General features: G+C 58.5%; 16 protein-coding genes and 1 pseudogene. 10 read left to right on the top strand and 7 right to left on the bottom strand.

The window, feature by feature from the left end; genetic code table 11:
* The first annotated feature begins 16 nt into the window (after positions 1-16).
* The 4 genes from OVA00_RS35975 (at position 17) to OVA00_RS35960 (ending at position 2,650) form a co-directional block, all read left to right on the top strand.
* The gene (locus OVA00_RS35975) at positions 17-259 is read left to right on the top strand and encodes a DUF1236 domain-containing protein (protein ID WP_234798887.1); all 243 of its coding nucleotides are present in this window, start codon (positions 17-19) and stop codon (positions 257-259) included.
* A gap of 139 nt (positions 260-398) precedes the next feature.
* Complete coding sequence (locus OVA00_RS35970; RefSeq protein ID WP_034798754.1) at positions 399-554, top strand: DUF3309 family protein; 156 nt, start codon at positions 399-401, stop codon at positions 552-554.
* Positions 555-1,589, top strand: coding sequence for a DNA topoisomerase IB (locus tag OVA00_RS35965; protein WP_060609823.1), 1,035 nt, complete (start codon positions 555-557; stop codon positions 1,587-1,589).
* Between the two features lie 848 nt (positions 1,590-2,437).
* Entirely contained in the window at positions 2,438-2,650 is a 213-nt protein-coding gene (locus OVA00_RS35960; protein WP_060516716.1) for a hypothetical protein, read from the top strand.
* 242 nt (positions 2,651-2,892) lie between these two features.
* Here the strand turns inward: OVA00_RS35960 and OVA00_RS35955 are convergent, their stop codons facing one another.
* Positions 2,893-3,384 carry a YciE/YciF ferroxidase family protein gene (locus tag OVA00_RS35955; protein WP_034798750.1) on the bottom strand — a complete coding sequence of 164 codons (492 nt, stop codon included), beginning with the start codon at positions 3,382-3,384 and terminating at the stop codon, positions 2,893-2,895.
* Positions 3,385-3,968: 584 nt separating this feature from the next.
* Here OVA00_RS35955 and OVA00_RS35950 point away from each other — a divergent pair.
* Positions 3,969-4,142: a DUF1328 domain-containing protein gene (locus tag OVA00_RS35950; RefSeq protein WP_034798746.1), complete on the top strand. Its 174-nt coding sequence runs from the start codon at positions 3,969-3,971 to the stop codon at positions 4,140-4,142.
* A gap of 243 nt (positions 4,143-4,385) precedes the next feature.
* Here the strand turns inward: OVA00_RS35950 and OVA00_RS35945 are convergent.
* Positions 4,386-4,576 (bottom strand): annotated as a pseudogene (locus tag OVA00_RS35945) (hypothetical protein).
* A 489-nt stretch (positions 4,577-5,065) separates the two neighbouring features.
* Here OVA00_RS35945 and OVA00_RS35940 point away from each other — a divergent pair.
* The gene (locus OVA00_RS35940; RefSeq protein WP_268090769.1) at positions 5,066-6,001 is read left to right on the top strand and encodes a hypothetical protein; all 936 of its coding nucleotides are present in this window, start codon (positions 5,066-5,068) and stop codon (positions 5,999-6,001) included.
* A gap of 30 nt (positions 6,002-6,031) precedes the next feature.
* Here OVA00_RS35940 and OVA00_RS35935 read toward each other — a convergent pair whose 3' ends face one another.
* On the bottom strand, positions 6,032-7,303 hold the full coding sequence (locus tag OVA00_RS35935; RefSeq protein WP_268088859.1) for an IS256 family transposase: 1,272 nt from the start codon (positions 7,301-7,303) through the stop codon (positions 6,032-6,034).
* A gap of 118 nt (positions 7,304-7,421) precedes the next feature.
* Here OVA00_RS35935 and OVA00_RS35930 point away from each other — a divergent pair, with 118 nt between their 5' ends.
* The 4 genes from OVA00_RS35930 to OVA00_RS35915 all read left to right on the top strand — a co-directional run bounded on the left by OVA00_RS35930 (position 7,422) and on the right by OVA00_RS35915 (position 10,951).
* A complete protein-coding gene (locus tag OVA00_RS35930; protein WP_268090768.1) occupies positions 7,422-8,420 on the top strand; it encodes an ATP-binding cassette domain-containing protein in 999 nt (332 codons plus the stop codon).
* A 120-nt stretch (positions 8,421-8,540) separates the two neighbouring features.
* The gene (locus OVA00_RS35925) at positions 8,541-8,801 is read left to right on the top strand and encodes a DUF982 domain-containing protein (RefSeq protein WP_082936617.1); all 261 of its coding nucleotides are present in this window, start codon (positions 8,541-8,543) and stop codon (positions 8,799-8,801) included.
* Positions 8,802-9,192: 391 nt separating this feature from the next.
* Positions 9,193-10,152, top strand: coding sequence for an adenylate/guanylate cyclase domain-containing protein (locus tag OVA00_RS35920; RefSeq protein ID WP_268090767.1), 960 nt, complete (start codon positions 9,193-9,195; stop codon positions 10,150-10,152).
* On the top strand, positions 10,124-10,951 hold the full coding sequence (locus OVA00_RS35915) for a tetratricopeptide repeat protein (protein WP_268090766.1): 828 nt from the start codon (positions 10,124-10,126) through the stop codon (positions 10,949-10,951). Before OVA00_RS35920 ends, OVA00_RS35915 begins: the two co-directional genes overlap by 29 nt.
* Before the next feature lie 219 nt (positions 10,952-11,170).
* Here OVA00_RS35915 and OVA00_RS35910 read toward each other — a convergent pair whose 3' ends face one another.
* The 4 genes from OVA00_RS35910 to OVA00_RS35895 form a co-directional block, all read right to left on the bottom strand.
* Positions 11,171-12,058, bottom strand: coding sequence for a hypothetical protein (locus tag OVA00_RS35910; protein WP_034798743.1), 888 nt, complete (start codon positions 12,056-12,058; stop codon positions 11,171-11,173).
* 90 nt (positions 12,059-12,148) lie between these two features.
* Positions 12,149-13,318, bottom strand: coding sequence for a porin (locus OVA00_RS35905; protein WP_089045952.1), 1,170 nt, complete (start codon positions 13,316-13,318; stop codon positions 12,149-12,151).
* 133 nt (positions 13,319-13,451) lie between these two features.
* Positions 13,452-15,143, bottom strand: coding sequence for an aspartate-alanine antiporter (gene aspT, locus OVA00_RS35900; protein WP_268090765.1), 1,692 nt, complete (start codon positions 15,141-15,143; stop codon positions 13,452-13,454).
* A gap of 148 nt (positions 15,144-15,291) precedes the next feature.
* The gene (locus OVA00_RS35895) at positions 15,292-18,018 is read right to left on the bottom strand and encodes a decarboxylase (RefSeq protein ID WP_034798734.1); all 2,727 of its coding nucleotides are present in this window, start codon (positions 18,016-18,018) and stop codon (positions 15,292-15,294) included.
* Between the last annotated feature and the right edge of the window lie 234 nt (positions 18,019-18,252).

Here is an 18,252-nt window from a genome sequence, read left to right as displayed (position 1 = left end):
ACTAGGAGAGCTGATCATGAAGAGAACCGTCATGGCGAGCTTGCTGGCGAGCCTGTCTTTCGGCGGCGGCGCCGTTGCGCAAACTGCAACAGTCATCGTACCGGGCGAAGCTCAAACCTACCTACTTGACCAGAGCAGCCCTTCGGACGTGTATCAAGGCGACATCGCTGTAGGCACCCGTCTGCCTGATACCGTCGAAATCCAAACGTTTCCTGATCAGCCGGACTATGGATATGTCGTTCAAACGACCAAGGGGTGATGATCAATCGGCAACGACGCGCGGTGATCGCGATCCTTAAATGACCCTCCTCCCGAGTTTCGATGCTAGAGCCCCCGCTCGGCAAGTACGGGGGCAAACCGACGAAAACGACTTTATCGCTGTGTAAGGAGACCGCAAAATGCTTGGAACCGTACTTTTAGTCATTCTCATCCTGCTGCTCATCGGCGCTTTTCCGGCCTGGCCCCATTCATCCGGCTGGGGTTACGGTCCGTCTGGCGTTCTGGGTGTGGTGGTGGTCGTTCTTGTGATCCTCCTTCTGATGGGACGGATCTGATTGAGCCGGCGGGAAAGTCCGCAGGTAGGCGATGGCGCCGACCTCATCTACGTCTCCGACACTGAACCGGGTTACACCCGGTTTCGTTCCTCAAGCGGCTTTGTCTATCGGCGTCCGAACGGTGAACAGCTAAAAGATTCCCGCGTTCTTGCCCGTATCCAAGCGCTTGGCTTGCCCCCAGCTTACGAGAACGTCTGGATCTGCATGCAGCCAAACGGTCATCTGCAGGCGACAGGTTATGATGCGCGTGGTCGAAAGCAATATCGATATCACCAAGCATGGCAGGAGATGCGAAGCAACGCCAAATACAGCCAGCTTCCAGCTTTTGCTAAAACGCTCCCCCGCCTGCGACGCCGGATCCGCAAGCATATGGAGGGGCCTGTGGACGACCCTTTCACCGTACTTGCTGCCCTTGCGGCGCTGCTCGACCACGCGCCCCTTCGCATTGGAAACTCGACATACGTGAAGGAGAACGGGAGCTATGGCGCCTCAACCCTTCTTAAGCGCCACCTCAAGATTACCGACGATAGCATCGAGCTCAACTTCAAGGGCAAGGGCGGGCAACGTATCCGAAGACGGCTGAGAAATCCGCGACTGCAACGCTTACTTGAGGGAATCGCCGAACTCCCGGGTCGCCAGCTCTTCGTATCCGTGGGGCAAGACGGAAAACCCGAGCCAATCGAGTCGGGGCGCTTTAACCGCTATCTCGCAGAGATCAGCGGGGCGCCAATTTCGGCCAAAACGTTCAGAACTTGGGCTGGGAGCGTTGCCGCATATTCTGCCGCTCGCCAAGCATTCGCTCAGGGTCGACGCCCGACGATCAAAGAAATGTGCAACGCGGCGGCAGAGGCGCTGCACAACACGCCGGCCGTTTGCCGTAAGAGCTACGTGCATCCGGCAGTCCTCGCTCTGGCGCAAGCCGAGCAGAAAATCCCGCGGGTAAGGCCAAACGCAAAAGCCGTACCCGGACTTCGCGCCGACGAAATGCAGTTCCTGCGCTTTCTTAATTGGCTCGCCCGGCACGCACAGGGTTAGGGCTGTCCATTGTGCCTAAGTCTGCGGATAATGGCAGCCTCATCAGATTTCCAAAGCTTGCCGCAGAGTCTGGTCGATCAGCTTCTGCACCAGAAAGCCCATTTTGCGGTAAGACTCGCGTGCCGAAACTCCTGCGGCGCCGCTTATCGAGTTGTTTCAGTCCGGGCCGCATAGCCTGAAATGACCAGGCCTACTCTCAATGCGCGGTGGTTCAAGTTTTGGATTGCTCTGTTCGCGATCCCGGTGAGTGCATCTTCTTGGCTCGCGCGGGGGAAAGCAATATCGCAAGCCGCGGCAGTGGTTTGTCGGCTAGGCTCCTCTACCCCAGTCGCGACCTTCGAGGCCAGTGAGGATGCTCTCGATCAATATCGCTCAACGACAATATCCGGACTGCGTGCGTGCTAACGTCGACGACGACGAGGCGACGAAACTTCGCTCCCAATCGCCCTTTCGTAGATGGTTCCTCATTCGGGGAAGCCGCGGCGCAAATCGCTGGAACGAAACTGTGGTTTGTATGTTTGGCTGGCCGAGGAGTGCACGGAGATGCGCATGGACACGTCGGCGCGAGATGTCAGCCCGCACAACACACCGGATTCCGATGCAGACGGCGTCGTCTGGCCGGAGAAACCGTTTGGCTCGGTCAAAGCTGATGACTGAGTGAGCTCGAGCTTTAGATTGACGGCATCACAGTCGGCCAACGAATGCTCAGCGCTTGTAACCGGAAAACGCAAGAAGCTTGTCCGTCTACAATCTCATCTGGCAAGGTTCACCGAATGCACGGACCGCGCCGACGGAAGGTAGACGGGAGCTCGGCTCGCCGGCACCTCTTCGATAAAGGAGGTTGAAAAATGCCCATGCTATTACGTTTTCTCATCTGGCATTTGTCGTCTGGATTTGCACTGGGAGCCCTCACCGCACTGGTAATCGCCGTTAGCTTCCCGCACGCGCTCGGTCATGATCGTGCGATCGAGCCCGTTGCTCTTTTCCTTCAGATATATGCCTTCGGGGCGTCGTTTGCTCTCGGCAGCCTCGGCACCGCGCTCATGGGAAAGATCGATTGATTTCGTGGCGCCGAGCCGAGTATCGTCGCGCTTAGCGACGCCCAGTCCTGGTTCGAGTATTTTCCGAACCGGCGATTGTAGTTTCGACGCTGATGCTTGTGTTGCAGTGGATATTCTTGCGCTATCGCGGCTCGCCCAAATCAAAGAAGGTCGACGCGGCAAACCATCAGATCACAAAAGCCTAGCTGTTACGGGGTCTGGGGGCGAAGGGCGCATCGGCCCTCCGCCTAGAATATCGTAAGTTAAGCTGCAGCCTTAATATTTGCAGCGGACAAAGCCAACTTGCTCAAAGCCTTGTCAGTCGCACCCTCTTCCTGGAGGGTCTGATCGAGCAAGGCGACGGCGGCGTCCAACCCAAGCTGCTTGGCCCAGGTCTTCAGGGTGCCATATCGCGCAATCTCATAGTGTTCGACCGCCTGGGCCGCAGATATCAGCCCGGCGTCAAGGGCCGGACTTCCCTTGAACTCCTCGATGATTTCTTCGCCTTCGGCAATCAGGCCTTGAATAGCTTCACAGGTTTTACCCTGTGCGCGCTTGCCGATAATCTCGAAGACCTGTTGCAAACGCTCCACGTGGCCTTCCGTTTCATCGCGATGCTTTTCGAAAGCGGCCTTGCTATCAGGGGATTGCGCAGCCCGCGCCATTTTAGGCAGTGCCTTTAGTATCTGCCGTTCGGCGTAGTAAATGTCCTTCAACGTTTCGTGAAACAGCATGTCTAAAGTCTTCTCCGGCATGGCAACCTCCTTCGCCTTGGTGGGGAGCGGTTCTAACACCGTCCGGCTTCAAAGGTTCCGCAGTGGAACAAAAAGCACGACTCGCTCTTTGAGGGGTTTACGCAAACCTCAAAGCCGGGTGATCCGCCAAACAAAGGATACGTCGGCAATCACGGGAAAGAACCAATCGATCTCGGGCAGTGGCGAGCCGGTTTCAGCGGACGTGCCAAGATCATAAATCCTTTGGTCTCGCGGAATTCACTGCCGCCTTGGTTTGCCCGCTTGGACGCCTGCCCGCCGGAACGGACCAAGCCGAAGGAGAAGTCGTCGCGGCAGTTGGCATGGCTCTTCGCGCGATAGAGGAGCGCATAACACTCCGCGAAAAATGGCTGACGATGCGCGCGGCAGTGACCGTACTGCCGCCGCGAGAGCCAGTAAACGGCGGGCGGAAGAGAGAGCAGGGATGCCGCGGCCTTGCGGCATGGATTGGACCAGGAGTTTGCACCGATCCGGCGTGACGTCACAACTTAAAGGCGCCTGGAACAATACTCACGGCTGCGGGTTCAATGCCCAGATGATTCGTTTCGGCCGTCGGGGAGAAACATATGCTAAAGTGGGCTATTATATTTTTTGTAATCTCGGTCGTAGCAGGCTTGCTTGGCTTCTCGGGTGTTTCTGCAGCAAGTGCTGGTATAGCGAAGATCCTCTTTTACGTCGCTCTGGCGATATTCGTGCTGTTTCTCGTCCTTGCCTTCATGGCAGGAAGCATTGCCTTCTAGCGCGAAGGTTCCGCGCCGAGGACGGCGCAGAACCTTGTCCTGAGACCTGAAGATTGTGAATTTGGCTGTTACTCGGCGCGATCCGGCTATTTTTCGTCAAAGCCCACATCCCATTATTTTTCGGAGTATTATGGCCCGGCGCCTGACGATGGCCTATCCTTAGACCCGGTCACGCAGTTGGTTTTGCGCTTGCAACGCCGCTGCTTTTCCGTCCGCCTGCGAAGGAACGCATTGCCCTTCGCTTCATTTTTTTGTCTTCAACGCATCGGATGGACGCTCCGATTCGCGGTTGTTTTCGCCCACGGCGTCGCGATCGGAATCTGGTCCGTCTTTCGCTGGGAGATACCCCCGAGGTCTGCTCTCCTCCGGGCCTCCCAACGAGGAGACTGGTCGGTGGTGCCCGGTGCACCGTTTTTCGGTTTGTCAATGCCCATATGCAACTCCTCTCCTCCCACCCAACCAGAAAGCGGCGCACAGGTTCCGTGCCACGGCCTCCCGTGGGACAAATCAGGTTTCACGACGAGAAGCGCGGTCTCCCCGCCTCAACAGAAACTGCGCCCGCTTGCCGGACACTTTCGAAAAATCCGCTGCGCCGAAGTGGAGGACCGATTCCCGCAGGGAAGCCTCTGTAACTCGTCCAGCAGCCTCAGTTGATAATCTGAACGACACTACGAGTGCCAGTGTCCAGCACCGCGCGGTTGCCGACTACGACGTAGCGATACTTGATGTCTGGCCTCCGATGTTGAACTCACGTTCCGGCGTCGCCGCTTAGCTATCGGCCCTACGGCGAGTAGGCTGCCGGCCTTAGATCCTCCTGATCACCTGTCGCGACCAAATCGCTTGCAAGGACCCTGCTTTTCGTCGGCCATCAGATCATCAGCATTTGACAAGTCCGATCCTTACTCCAATTCAGGAAGATGAGCTTGAGTGAAGTCGTGCGCGGCAAGGTGCATCGGGCAACAGCACGGTTTAAACGGATCTTCGGCGAGAAACGGCGGCGCCCAAGCAGCCCCGTATCCTCGATGCGTAGCTTCTGGGGGCTGTTGCTCGCTTACTGGCTCTCTAATCGCTGGAGAGACGCTTGGGGCCTGACCATTCTCATCCTGCTGCTTACCGGATTGTCGTCTCAGGCAAGCGTATGGTTCGCGCTGACCTCAGGCGAATTGGTCAATCGGATCGCGAATTTCCACCACCCTACGGTACCGACAACGCCTGCGTCGCTTCTAAAGACCGCAGCGACGCTTGCTGCGATCGCGATCACAAGGGACGCGGGGTTTACTGCGGTCCGTCACTTCCTTTCGACCAGCCTACACCGAAAATGGCGCCAGTGGTTGGATGAACGCTTCAATCAGCCACTTCTCGATTCCAGTCACACCCACTTCCACTTGCAACAAAATGGCTTTGGTGGAGCGGGTGAAGGGAACACGTCATCGCCGGACAACATCGATCAGCGGGTGCAGGAAGCAATAAAGGGCATGACCGGCGGTGCAATCGGTCTGGGCATCGGCATCGCCGGGGTGGTGCTATCGCTCGCGTTCGTTGGCGGTAAGCTGATCGAAACGTCGAGCCCGATCCGAGGGCTTGACGTTCTTGGGGGCTACGGCAGCGCCTTCCTGACGCTGCTGGCGATTGCGATCTACGTGCCCCTCAACACATTCATTGCGGCCAAGCTGGGAGGTATCCTTCAGGGTCTGTCCATCCGCATTCAATCGGCGGAAGGCAGTTATCGCAGCGAACTCAACCAGTTCTTGCGCCGCAGTTTTCACGTTGCGGTTATCAGAGGGGAGCCAGCGCAAAAGGCGCTCAATGTGCGCCGGTACCAGATATTGACCACACATGGGCGAGGCTCAATCGGATGAGCTATGGTCGGAAATGGGTGACGAGGCCGATCAGGCGGCGCGATGGTCAGGGGTCGTCGTTTCGGCGACACCGTCGGTGAATTTGACGCCGGCGATGACCTTTGGCAACTGATTTTCGCCCTTCAGCCGGCGCCAGGTTTTGGCGGCGCTCATGACGAGCTTGAAGACCATGAGCCGTGCTGTGTTGTGGGACAGGCCTCCCTTGGTTCGCACCGTGCGGTGCCTGACGGTGGCGAAGACGCTTTCGATCGGGTTCGAGGTGCGCAGATGGTCCCAGTGTTCGGCCGGGAAGTCGAAGAAGGTCAGCAATGCCTCGTGGTCCTTCGTCAGGCAGTTGACGGCCTTGGGATATTTGGCCTTGTATTTGTCGACGAAGACGGCGATCGCGACCTCGGCGGTTGCCCGATCCGGGGCATCGCGGACCTCCCTGAGATCGGCCTTCATGTTCGGCTGCACCGACTTCGGCACCTTGTTGAGGATGTTGAGGAGCTTGTGTTGCCAGCACCGTTGATGGCGGGTCGAAGGGAATATCTCCTCCAGCGCCTTCCAGAAGCCGAGCGCGCCGTCGCCCACGGCAATTTCTGGCGCAATCGAAAGCCCGCGGGCCTTCAGCCCGACGAGCAGCTCGCGCCAGCTCTGGGTGCTTTCGCGCACGCCGACCTGAAAACCGACAAGTTCCTTCTTGCCTTCCGGCGTCGCGCCGATGACGACCAGCATGCAAGCGGCATCGTCCTCCATGCGTGCCTGAAGATAGACCCCATCGGCCCAGATGTAGACGTAGCGGCGGGCTGACAGGTCGCGGCGTTGCCAGCGATCATAGTCGGCCTGCCACTCCTCCTTCAGCCGGCCAATCACCGAGGGTGACAGGTTCGGCGCGTCCTTGCCGAGCAGCGCGGCAAGCGCCTCCTGGAAATCGCCGGTCGAGATGCCGCGCAGGTAAAGGACCGGCAGCAGGGCGTCGAGGCTCTTCGTGCGTCGTGCCCACTTCGGCAGGATCGCCGACGTGAAGGTGATGCGATCCTCGCCGCAAGTCTCCAAAGCCCGGTCGCGCAGCTTGACGCGGCGCACCGCAACCGGACCGATCCCCGTCTGGATCGTTCTTTCAGGCCCATGGCCGTGCCGCACCACCCGGTCCCGCCCATCGCTTAGGCGTTCGCTGGCCATGGCCGCAAGAAACGCCTCGGCTTCCGCCTCCACGGCCTGTGCCAGAAGCCGGCGCGCGCCTTCGCGTAGAACCGATGTCAGGGGATCATCGAGCGTCTCGGGATGCGGAAAGGAAACAACAGTGCTATCTGTCTTCATGGCGTATCGCTCTTTCATGAGGTTCTGGCAGGCTTGTCACCCGCCTCGATACGCCGCCCTCATCAAACCGTCATCACCCAGTTTCCGTCATAGCTCCAATCGGATTACCGCCGGCTATATGGGCTTTGAGCTGGTGCATAATTTCATCGGCTCACGCATCGTGGCCTACGCGCCGGGCCTGCTTCCCTATGTCGACAAGACCATCAGCCTACAAGACTATGTCACCGGTGCCGAACTAGCGACGGCCCTCATCAACGAATGCTCATGGTTTATTCATGCGATGCCTGACATCGCGACACTGCGGGCGGACGCGCGGCGCATAACAGAGCTTGCGGAAGCGATAGAAACGGTGCAGCGACCACAAGACTACTATGCTCAAAGTGGACCCGCCGCGTTTGAATATACCATAGCGGAAGCCGTAGAAGGCGGCTTGACCATCCATTCGGTCGAGCTCCTCCATACTGGTGAGGACGAGCCCTTTTTGACCACCATTGAACTCAATTTCGCTCCGGGCGAGTGGACTTTGGTGATGGGTGAATCGGGGAGTGGAAAGACCTCACTTCTCAAGGCGATAAACGGTCTTTGGCCGCACGGTCGGGGCAAGATCACGTTGCCGGACGGTTTGCGAACTCTCTTTGCGGCCCAGGAGGTCAAACTACAGGGCGTTTGCCTGAAGGATCTCGTCTGTCTTCCGGATGACGCCCGTGAGCATAAGGACGCTGCGGTTTCCACGGCGCTTGAAGAAGCGGGGCTCCATGAAATTTCTGGGGAGCTCTTTGATGAGGGACGCGAGGGGCAGCAGTGGGACAAGCTGTTGTCCGGGGGTGAAAAGCAGAAGCTTGTTCTTGCGAAAGTCCTGTTGCTGAAGCCGGGTTTGCTCTTCCTTGACGAGGCAACAAGCGCTCTTGATGGGCAGGCGGTGCAAGCGTTTTATCAAGCGATCAAAGAGAATTGCCCGGAGGCGACGGTTATTGCCATTATGCACGATACCTCCTCGATCCAATCGGAGGGCGGAATTGATTTCTTCGATAGCGTGCTGGTGATTGAAGGAGGCATTGCTGAAAAGATGTCTATTTCGGTGTGGCGTTCTGCGCAGACGAACGCCCCACTTCGGTGATGCGGCAAGGCGTCGGCGGCACGTGACCATCGTGGCGAACCCGTGTCTCTCAACTACCAAAGCGATGGTTGGAACAATGCTTCCCGCTAGACGTTCTGTGCCGAACCGGAGTCAACGCAAATGCAAACCATCATTTGGGATAATCCTGTCAGGATTGGCGTGAATGGCGAGCGGTGTATCCACGGACCACAGGATGCCCTGCAATATCTGAGTGAGTTGCCCCAGGGCGGATGGTTCTATGAACGCGCAAGGAATCGCTGCCATGGCGCATTAGAGCGCGGCGAAGCGCTGGATCTGTCACGGAAAGCCTTCATTGGCGCAGCGATTGAAGGTTCATTCCCGATCCTCGATGACGACGTTCCTGCTATTCGGGAACCCTGATCACGAGTGACGGCGATTTTGCCCCTCGCCGTCGACGCTAGCTCTTCCCATCGCTCGCGCGAAATTGACCTGAGATCATTGACCACCTGAATATCGGCGAACAGACCGATGAGCAATTGCATGGGCTTTGCCTGGCGGCAAAGGGGGCTTGCATTTCCTGATCGATTTAATCGCGTTCAGATCCAAAGGTGGGCCAGATAGGGGCATTCGACCCAGGGTGAATCAAAATCGATCACGGCGCCCGTTCCGAATTCGAGTACTTCACGCTTCCAGATCTTTTCGACCAGCACAGTCTCCAAATCAAGAGATGGCCGCAGAGGCGTCGCTGGGCTATTGTTGTTGGGTTCGGTTTGTGTAGCCAAGAGCATTTGGCATCATAAGGGGCGAGGAGATGAGCATCCTCGGAGAACGCAGACTGGCGGCAATCTTCGTTGCCGATATTGTCAGCTATTCACGTCTCGTCGAATTGGACGAGGCGTCAACTCTCGTGGCAGTCACGGACCTGCGCCGGAGACTGTTCGAGCCTCTCTTGGCGCAGCATCATGGGCGTCTCTTCAAGCTGACGGGCGATGGCCTGATCGCCGAATTCGGTTCCGTCGTCGAGGCTGTAGCCTGCGCCGCTGCGGTTCAAAAGCAATTGCCTGATTGGCAGGCGCGAATACCGGCTGAGCGCCGGATTGTCTTGCGTATCGGCATCAATCTTGGCGACGTACTGGTGGATGATCAGGACCTTTTGGGAGACGGTGTCAACGTGGCGGCCCGATTGGAACAGTGTTGCCCGCCAGGCGGTCTCCTTATCTCCGGGACAGTCTACGACCAGCTCTCTGGGAAACTCGACTGTCGGTTCGAGTTCGCGGGCGAGCAGCGTCTGAAGAATATTTCACGGCCGGTGCGGACTTACAGCTTGGTATTCGACAACGTCCTTGAGGGTGCGAAAGTCGCCTGGGCGTCGAGCGATAGACCTACGGTGGCGGTCTTGCCGTTCGAAAACATGAGCGGCGATCCCGAACAGGTCTATTTCAGCGACGGTATCAGCGAAGACATAATTACGGAGCTGTCGCGCTTTCGCGAGCTCATGGTCATCGCGCGAAACTCTTCCTTCTCGTTTCGGGGGAAAAATGTGGACGCTCGCGAGATAGGGCGTTCGCTCGGGGTTCGATACCTCGTCGAGGGCAGTGTCCGTCGCGCAGGCGAGCGCGTTCGCATCACGGCCCAGCTCATTGATGCTGGAAGCGGTGCCCCCTTTCTGGGCGGAACGATACGATCGCGCACTGGAGGACGTCTTCGCCCTTCAGGAAGAAATCTCCCAGAGCATTGTCGCAATGGTGGCCCAACGAATTATCCAAGATAGCGAGGTGACAGCCCGGCGACGTCAGCCGGAAGACATTCGGGCCTATGACCTCTTCCTCCAGGGGAATAGATTTTCCGACGTATTCACGCCTGAGGCCCAAGCACGTGCGCAAGCACAATTCGAAGAGGCACTCCAGATCGATCCAGGCTTTGCCCGCGCCCATGCGGGCCTCGCCTGGATTTATCTCAATCGTTCGGTCGAGATGAGCGTCGGAGTACCACGAGAGAAGGACGAGAACCGGATCGAGGCGTTTCACCAGGCCAAAGAAGCACTGGCGAAAGACCCCAACGATGCCCGGGTGCACTCCACCTTCGGATACATGTGCTTGATGTGGCGCGACTTCGAGCGGGCCGAGCGGCATTTGGGCCTTGCCCGGACCCTAAACCCTAACGATCCGCTGATCCAGATTTTCTGGGCCTGGGTCCAATCGTGCATCGGAAAGCCCGAACTGGCTCTGCACGCAGCCGAGATTGCTTTTCGACTCAACCCATGCCACCCGCCCTGGTATAATTATTATCTTTCGCACATCATGTTTCGGCTCAGGCGCTACCAAGAGGCGGCCAGTCTATTGGAACAACTAATACTGGACGCACCAGGCCGGCGACACCCGCGGCGTCTCGAAGAGGCGCAGCAGTGTGGCAAGGCTTGCATCGCAGCAGTCAGCGCGTTGTGGCAAGGCGATCCGGCTGCCGGCCCAAGCGAACATGTAGATTGGCTCGTGGACGCTTTGTATCTCCAAAGGGCCGAGGATGCAGATCGACTGCGTGAGGGCCTGCGCCTCGCCGGCTTACCGGCTTGAGTATCAAGTCTGGCGATGGCTGGCCCGACCAAAGGAGAGCCTAATCGCCCTGTCAAGGAGCACTTCGCAATTCAGTGGCCGCGGCAATGCCATTCGAGAGCTTCCGCTCGTCACTTGGGTCGGACAGTCCGAGCGATCGAAACTCGCTCCCGGGCTGTGCCTTATTCGACACGCCAGCGAAGCCGGGCGCGTTGCCTGAAACCGGGCTGCGAAGGCCCTCTACCGGCAATCGTCACCATTGCCTTGCGCGACCAATTCACCTTCGCGAAACCTCAAACAGTCGATCGAGCTGCCTGCATTCAGGATGCGGACTCTGTATGGACTGGACATGACGCTGATCATGGTTCCACCCGTTGGCCGCCTGCACTGGTGCGCTGAACCGGTCCACATGCACTCCATCTCTTCGGCGCTTTCAAAAATGGTGTAACCATTTGCCTGAAGTGCACGCTGGACGTTCTCCCGCACGTTTAGTGAGACGGAGTTCTCATTCTCCTCGCGCGGATCGCTCCTTTCGGTCGTGGGTGCCTTTGCCTCCTGCCGTTCGCGTTGCTGTTCCTTGAGGATTGCGATCTCGGCCTTGGCTCGCTCTGCCGCGGCTTCCGCAGCGATCGCCCGCCGCTCCGCCTGCTCCGCCCTTTCGGCTTCGCTTTCAGCGCGTTCAGTTGCTTCACGCTGCGCATTTGTTGCGGCCTCGAGTTCGTTGACACGGCTTGTCTCAACGCCATTGAATATCGCTTCAACCGCAGCCGTTTGCGCCAAACACTCATCGACAAGCGCGGAGACACGGGACCGGGCCTGCATCGGGCTATTCACAAGATCGGCAGAAAACTCCTTCTTCAGGGTTTCGGCATTTTCCTCGGCTTCGGACGTTTCAACCCTGCTGCGCATGAACGCGAGCGCGCCACTCACAGCGTCCCGCGCGTCGGCAAATCCGTCGACATAGCTCTCGTAGCTCCTGCCTGCTTCCAATCGAGCCGCGCAAGACGCAAGCTGAGCGACGATATCTGCCTCTGCGGTTGCGGCCGAAACCGTTTTTGGAACGAGGAACGCGGCAGCAATCAATGCTGTGCAGACACCAGTCCCTGCAGTGGTCAATTCATCACCCATTTGCTCAGATAACGAGATTCTGGAAATAAGCGGCGGAAGAAGGAAGCGGCGCGAAAGATCATGGACCGATCTTGCTTCGCCGGTTGTTCCTTAAAACTTTATTCTGGCGCCACCCAACACAGCGAAGCTATCTTGAAGATCGGCGGTCTCCTGGTCGAGCGAATAGGTCCGGGCTCCAAGGTAGAGTTCCGTCTGTAGATAGTCGAGGTTCTGGACAATCTGCGCGCCGAAGGAATCGCTCTTGCTGCCCCTGCCCGCGATGTCCTTGCCAAAATAGGCGTCGACCGAAAACGCGGTTTTGCCGACATCGAAGATATCCGCCTGATAGCCGATCTTTACGTAGCCGTAGCGTCCATCAACCGTCTCCTTGTCCGAGTAGCCCGCTGCAAGGGTGAGGCTGAGCCCGGTATCGAGATGCAGGACCGAAACGGACGCATCGTATATCGAGTTGCCATCGCCGGGCCTTGAAAAGGCAAGTGCAGCTGCGACCTTGAAGGCGTCGTAGGTCTCATTGTATCGAACCGCCGCGTCCCAGACGGTGACGTCGGTTTCCTCCGGAACGACTTGTGTTCCCACCGACGTCGCAAAGCTGAAGCCGCCAAAGGCCGGGGTGTCGTAGCGGACGCGCAGCTTGCGGCTAAGGCCGTCATAGTTGGTGAACGCGTCCTTTACGCGGACCGTCGACAGCGTACCGTCGGAGTTTCGGAAAAACGGTCCGCCGGCCATATCCGACACCAGCGAGTAACCAACAACGTCCGTGCCGGACAAATCCACCTCGGCGGTCGTATCCGACGCCATGCTGCCCTGGCCGAACCAGAATTTGCCGTAGTCCTTCGAATTTAGATAGATTTCCGCCTTGCGCAGCAGATCGGTCCCCCAGTCGAAGTGATCCTCGTTCAACTGGTTCACATTGGTTGTCGAGTAAGGGTTCCACTCCCATTCGAGATTGGCCCCGAAAGACCAGTCGTTTTCCATGAGGCTGTAGATGCGAAAGCCCGCGCGTGACGACGAGTTCCCATTGTCGGCCGGAAAATAGTTATCCGTTTGCCCGCCGTCATCGTAGCTCAGCAGGCCCTTGTTGATCTGACCGTAGAATTCGAAATAAGCATTGTCGTCGCCGAGCCGCAGCTTCGGTATCCAATGCTCGGCTTCCTTGCTGGCCTGCGCCGGCTTTGCTGGCTCCTGGGCCGAAGCAGGTGCCGCAACCCCCAGTGCCACGCTGAAAAGTGCGGGTGAGACTACGTGTAATACATGCCGCATCAAAAGCACCTTTCAGTCACGGGCGATTCGCCTTGTCGGTCCGCAGTCAGTATTCGCCACTTTACTTTAGAAGTCTGTTGCAAATTCTCGTCGTGCACTTGTTTTGCCGCTGATCGATCAGATTATTGGCTTCTTATCCGGCGATGATACCCACGATCACCGTCCCCCATGTGGTGAGCAGTATATGGCCGATAGGCACTGCAGGCGTGTAACCAAGGACTGCTACCGAGCTCCCCGACCTGTCCTGGACGGCGGCCATGCCGGCCGTCATGGTCTGCGCGCCGGCTAGTCCACCCAACAACAGTATGGGGTTCATGCCAAGCACGTAGCGTCCAAAGTAAAGGCCTACGATCAATGGAACCATTGTGACGATGATGCCGCCGACCAGGAGCCCGACACCCGCTTCCGCGATAGCGGGGCCAAATACCGGACCTGCATGAAGGCCAGTCATCGCGACGAAGGCGGCAAGACCAAGCGCGGTCATGAGTGACACCGCAGCATCCGGTATGCGACCAAAAAGTGGAAAGCGCGTGCGCAGGTGCCCCACCACCAATCCGGCGAGGAGTGTGCCCACACTGGTGCTCAGCGAAATCCTCATGTCTCCGATGGGAAACGTGACGAGAACGCCGACAAGTCCGCCCAGGAAGATCGCAAGGCCGAGGACCAGGAAGTCCGTTGCAGTGGCCGGCGCGACCACGACACCAATGCGCTTGGCGGCGCTCACCACGACCGGTTCCGGGCCGACGAGGCGAAGGATATCCCCGCGCTGCACTGTGATCCCTGGCGCAAGAGGAATGTCCTGGCCGCCACGACTGATCGTTCGCAGATAGAGGCTTCTTGTCCAGCCTTCTGTCGCCACATCCGCAATGCTTCGGCCATTAAGTTCACGGCTCGTCAGCAACACGTCGGTCACCGATATCGGCACGTCCAACAGCTCACGATCCTCGACTTCCTCGGAGCGCTGACCAAGGACGGTGACCAGCACCTCTCGTGTTCCGGACACCGCAACGATATCGCCAGGTTCAATCACAAGCTCGGGAGCGGCCTCAAGGATTAAGCCCCCGCGTCGCAGGCGTTGAATGAATAGTCGATGCTCCGGAAATGTTGCCTCGGCATCAACGACCGATCGACCGGCGATCGGCGCGCCCTCCGCTATCCGGTAGGCGCGAATTTCGAACCTGTGCCAGGCGGACGCGACCCCGGTGGCCTTTCGGGTTATCCCGTATTCTTTCTCAAGTTTTAGCGCCTCGGCGACGAGGTCGATGCCAAGCAATTTTGGACCGACAACGCTGCAAAACAGGATGACGCCAACAGCGCCGAAAACGTAGCAAACAGCGTCGGCCACGGCGATGTGGGCGACAAACCGTGCGCGATCCGCCTCAGGCAGCGGCAAGGCGTTGATCGCTTCGGTGGCAGTGCCCATTGCCGGACTTTCAGTGAGCGCGCCCGACAAAAGCCCGGCTCCAAAACCAGGGTCCAAGCCAAGGATTTTCGCGACCACGACGGCTGTGACCAGCCCGGTCACACAGACGACCACCGCAAGCAGGACAGGCTTCATGCCGTCCCGTTTCAAGGCCTGCAAGAACTGCGGCCCGACTGAGTAGCCGATACCGAAAAGAAACAGGAGAAAAAGCAGCGACTTCGCCATCCCGGCAATCGGAACATCGGCGAACTGACCGATGAGGATACCGGCGAACAACGAGCCGGTGACCGGACCCAGACTGAAACCTCCGAACTTGAGGCCTCCGATCAGGTACCCGATGCTGATTGCAAGGAATACGGCAAGCTCAGGATACTTGACCAGGAATTGCTCGATCCAAATCATGACCAGACGAAGTCCCTCCCACCTCAATCAAGGGCCAAGGCACCTTTACCGCCCACCCCAAACGTTCATGCAAACCGGCAATCCATGCAAAGCATTGGGGGTCGAGTTCGTCCGGATAGCAGCCCGCGGACCCGTGGAAGCTCCGGCACTACCGTGCTTTCGCCGATCGTTTCGCCTTGGCCGCAACTGCATCAGGTTTGACCAGCTTCAGACCCCTTGCCTTCTCGTAGCCATGGATCTCCTTCACATCCAGCTTCCGCATGAAGTCGATCGTCTCCTGCGTCAGGACCTGACCCGGCACCATGATAGGGAACCCCGGGGGATAGGGGATGACGAAGTTGGCCGAGACCATTTCCGGACCTTCCTTCAGCCGCTTGTCGCACTCGGCTCCGATCAGCGGTACGTATTCGCAGACCGAAGCATCATAGGCGTGGAAGAAGGCGGCTCGCATGTCGCCTTCGGGCGACGTGCGTCCCGCGTCACCGCGATACAACGCGTGGAAGTGACTGAAATTTGGAAGGTCCGGCACATCCGTCATCAGCGACTTTACCCGTGCAGCGAAGGCAGCCCGCTCGCCCTCGCCGCCATCGGCAAGCCGTTTTTCGATACCACGGCAGATCTCGACCAGGACGCGAACGAGATGCGCGATATCACTGCGGGTATTGTTGATGTTGGACTGCAAAAGCACGCTGTTTCGCGACGTCTTGTTCAGCTGGATATCGTACTCGTTGGCCAGCAGCCCCTTGAATTGGGTTCCGTCAAAGCCAGCCGTTCCACATACCAGCGTCATACGCGTGGGATCGAGGTAGAATTCGTCTTCGTTCATGGCTTTCACCGCCGTGGCCCAGGTCGCACCCGGTGCCAGGTAGTCCTTGAACCCTGACTGGCGATACTGCGCAGGGATCATCTCATCCGCACCGAGAACGCGGAAATACTTCGAAATCAGCGGATGTTCGTTGATCGCCCGACGGATCTTGAGAGCGATCTCGATCGCGTTCATCACCAACCCATACCCATCGAGCTCCATCTGCCGGCGTGCAACGTCGAGACTGGCGATCAGCTGCTGGTTCGGACTTGTCGAGGCATGGGTGAACACCGCCTCGTGGAACTGGGCTTCGACGGTATGAAAATCGACATCCTTGACGAGCAACATTGAGCCTTGCCGGATCGCTGACATCGATTTGTGCGTCGAATTGGTCTGATAGACCCGAAGGCGAACAAGACGCGGATCGGGAAGTAGGCGTGCGGCGAGCAGCGCTTCGTCGGACGGCTCATCGCCAAGGTCCGCACGCTGCTTTTCGTAGGCACTGACCGACGCCGGATCCTGCAACCAGCTTTCGATATCCGCTGCTGCCCCCATGGCCGTGCGTGGCCGCAGGAAGGGTGAAAATCGGGCAAATCCGGACCACGCTTCATCCCAGAGGAAGATGAGGTCCGGCTTGATGGCGAGACACTCCTCCATCACGCGCCTGACGTTATACATGTGCCCGTCGAAGGTGCAGTTGGTGAGGTCGAGCAGTTTCAGCCGGTCCAGGCGCCCTTCCGCCCTTAACGTCAAAAGCGCTCGCTTGATCGTCGCAAGCGGCACGGCGCCGTACATCGAGTACTCGGTCATCGGGAACGCTTCGACATAGTAGGGCTGCGCGCCGGTCAGCACCATGCCGTAGTGATGCGACTTGTGGCAGTTGCGATCGACTACCGCAATGTCGCCGGGCGCCAGAAGGGCCTGCACGGCCATCTTGTTGGAGGTGGAGGTGCCGTTCGTCACAAAGAAGACGTGGTCAGCGCCAAAGGCACGTGCCGCCAGCTCCTGAGAGCGTTTGATCGTACCTGTGGGCTCCAAAAGGCTATCGAGACCACCCGTCGTCGCACTGCTTTCCGCAAGGAACAGATTGAGCCCATAGAATTCGCCCATGTCGCGGATCCAGTCAGACTTGAAGACGGATTTGCCGCGCGCGATGGGGAGCGCATGAAATGTACCGATGGGCCGTCGCGCATATTTTTTAAGATTGTCGAAGAAGGGCGTTTCATAGCGTGCCTGCACCCCTTCGAGGATCGCGAGATGCATCTCCAGCGGCTCCTCCACCGCGTAAAACACGCGCCGCACCGCATCCGCCGTCGGATCTCCGGCGATCTTTTCGACTTGCCGGTCGGAAAGCAGATAGACGTCGAGTTCGGGCCGGATGCGCTTCAAGCCGCGCGCCAGGCGAAGCGCCGACATGTCTGGTCCCTCGGTTTCTCCCAGCGGATCAAGCACCGATCGAAGCACAGGCGCGTCGTGCCGTGAGCGGTAAGGAAAACCTTCAGCGAGCACGATAGCGATAATATCGGGGTTCAGGGCGGCCGCGCAGAACGCATCCTCGAAGGACCCGACCAGCACCGGCTCGTAAATGAAACCGTCCTCTGGCCGGCGCAGCCTCCTAATCTCTGCGGCGAATGCCTCCCAACGCGTGGCCGGCTGACTGTTGACGAACAGAACTTCGAAATAGGGCCGGCGCCCGCGAGCCTCTCCGGTTCCCGGCGGCATGATATCGGTCACTTCGGCTCCTGACATTTCGTCATGCACGTCCCATTCACTTTGGCGGCCGCGATAGGAATGGCTGAGCAGCCCATTGGAGATGCGTCGTGCAAGCCTTGCCGCTCCACCGGCATCGTCGGTGGCAATACGCTCTGCCAGAACCGAAAGCAGCCGTCTGCCCGGATAGGCGTAGTATTCCTCCGCCGGTGCCACAGCAGAAATCGCCGCTTCCAGGGCAGCCCGCGCGCCTCGATTGGCGGCCCAGGCGTCTGCCAGCGTCGTGATCTCACGCCAATTGTCGGCGCGTGCCGAATGGATGAGCAGAAACTGATCTACTTGTGCGGTCTTGTTCGGCATAGCGCGCTCCCAACTCGGCTCGTATGGGCTACCCGCGGCCACCGATCTGCGGTTTTCGTCAGTGGTCGCGGCTATTATTATCGACGCAATAAATGGGACGAAGCAGTCTCAAGAAAGGGTCTCTGATCCCGCTGGCCAGGGCTTCGAAAGACGAACCATCCCGGTCCGATAAGAAGCCGCCTACTGGAAAAGGTGCGAGATACATGCCTGTAGTCGAAGGGACGCGGCACCTCC

It is taken from the genome of Ensifer sp. SL37, from assembly GCF_026672675.1.
GTDB lineage: Bacteria > Pseudomonadota > Alphaproteobacteria > Rhizobiales > Rhizobiaceae > Ensifer > Ensifer adhaerens.
This window is presented reverse-complemented; position numbering and strand designations above follow the sequence as displayed.

Bases quoted from the DNA above. Each gene is read 5' to 3' on its own strand.
- OVA00_RS35905 (WP_089045952.1), bottom strand. From the start codon at position 13,318: ATGCGGCATGTATTACACGTAGTCTCACCCGCACTTTTCAGCGTGGCA.
- OVA00_RS35895 (WP_034798734.1), bottom strand. From the start codon at position 18,018: ATGCCGAACAAGACCGCACAAGTAGATCAGTTTCTGCTCATCCATTCG.
- OVA00_RS35960 (WP_060516716.1), top strand. From the start codon at position 2,438: ATGCCCATGCTATTACGTTTTCTCATCTGGCATTTGTCGTCTGGATTT.
- OVA00_RS35915 (WP_268090766.1), top strand. From the start codon at position 10,124: ATGGTGGCCCAACGAATTATCCAAGATAGCGAGGTGACAGCCCGGCGA.
- OVA00_RS35950 (WP_034798746.1), top strand. From the start codon at position 3,969: ATGCTAAAGTGGGCTATTATATTTTTTGTAATCTCGGTCGTAGCAGGC.
- OVA00_RS35910 (WP_034798743.1), bottom strand. From the start codon at position 12,058: ATGGGTGATGAATTGACCACTGCAGGGACTGGTGTCTGCACAGCATTG.
- OVA00_RS35920 (WP_268090767.1), top strand. From the start codon at position 9,193: ATGAGCATCCTCGGAGAACGCAGACTGGCGGCAATCTTCGTTGCCGAT.
- OVA00_RS35930 (WP_268090768.1), top strand. From the start codon at position 7,422: ATGGGCTTTGAGCTGGTGCATAATTTCATCGGCTCACGCATCGTGGCC.
- OVA00_RS35935 (WP_268088859.1), bottom strand. From the start codon at position 7,303: ATGAAGACAGATAGCACTGTTGTTTCCTTTCCGCATCCCGAGACGCTC.
- OVA00_RS35975 (WP_234798887.1), top strand. From the start codon at position 17: ATGAAGAGAACCGTCATGGCGAGCTTGCTGGCGAGCCTGTCTTTCGGC.
- OVA00_RS35925 (WP_082936617.1), top strand. From the start codon at position 8,541: ATGCAAACCATCATTTGGGATAATCCTGTCAGGATTGGCGTGAATGGC.
- OVA00_RS35970 (WP_034798754.1), top strand. From the start codon at position 399: ATGCTTGGAACCGTACTTTTAGTCATTCTCATCCTGCTGCTCATCGGC.
- OVA00_RS35955 (WP_034798750.1), bottom strand. From the start codon at position 3,384: ATGCCGGAGAAGACTTTAGACATGCTGTTTCACGAAACGTTGAAGGAC.
- aspT (WP_268090765.1), bottom strand. From the start codon at position 15,143: ATGATTTGGATCGAGCAATTCCTGGTCAAGTATCCTGAGCTTGCCGTA.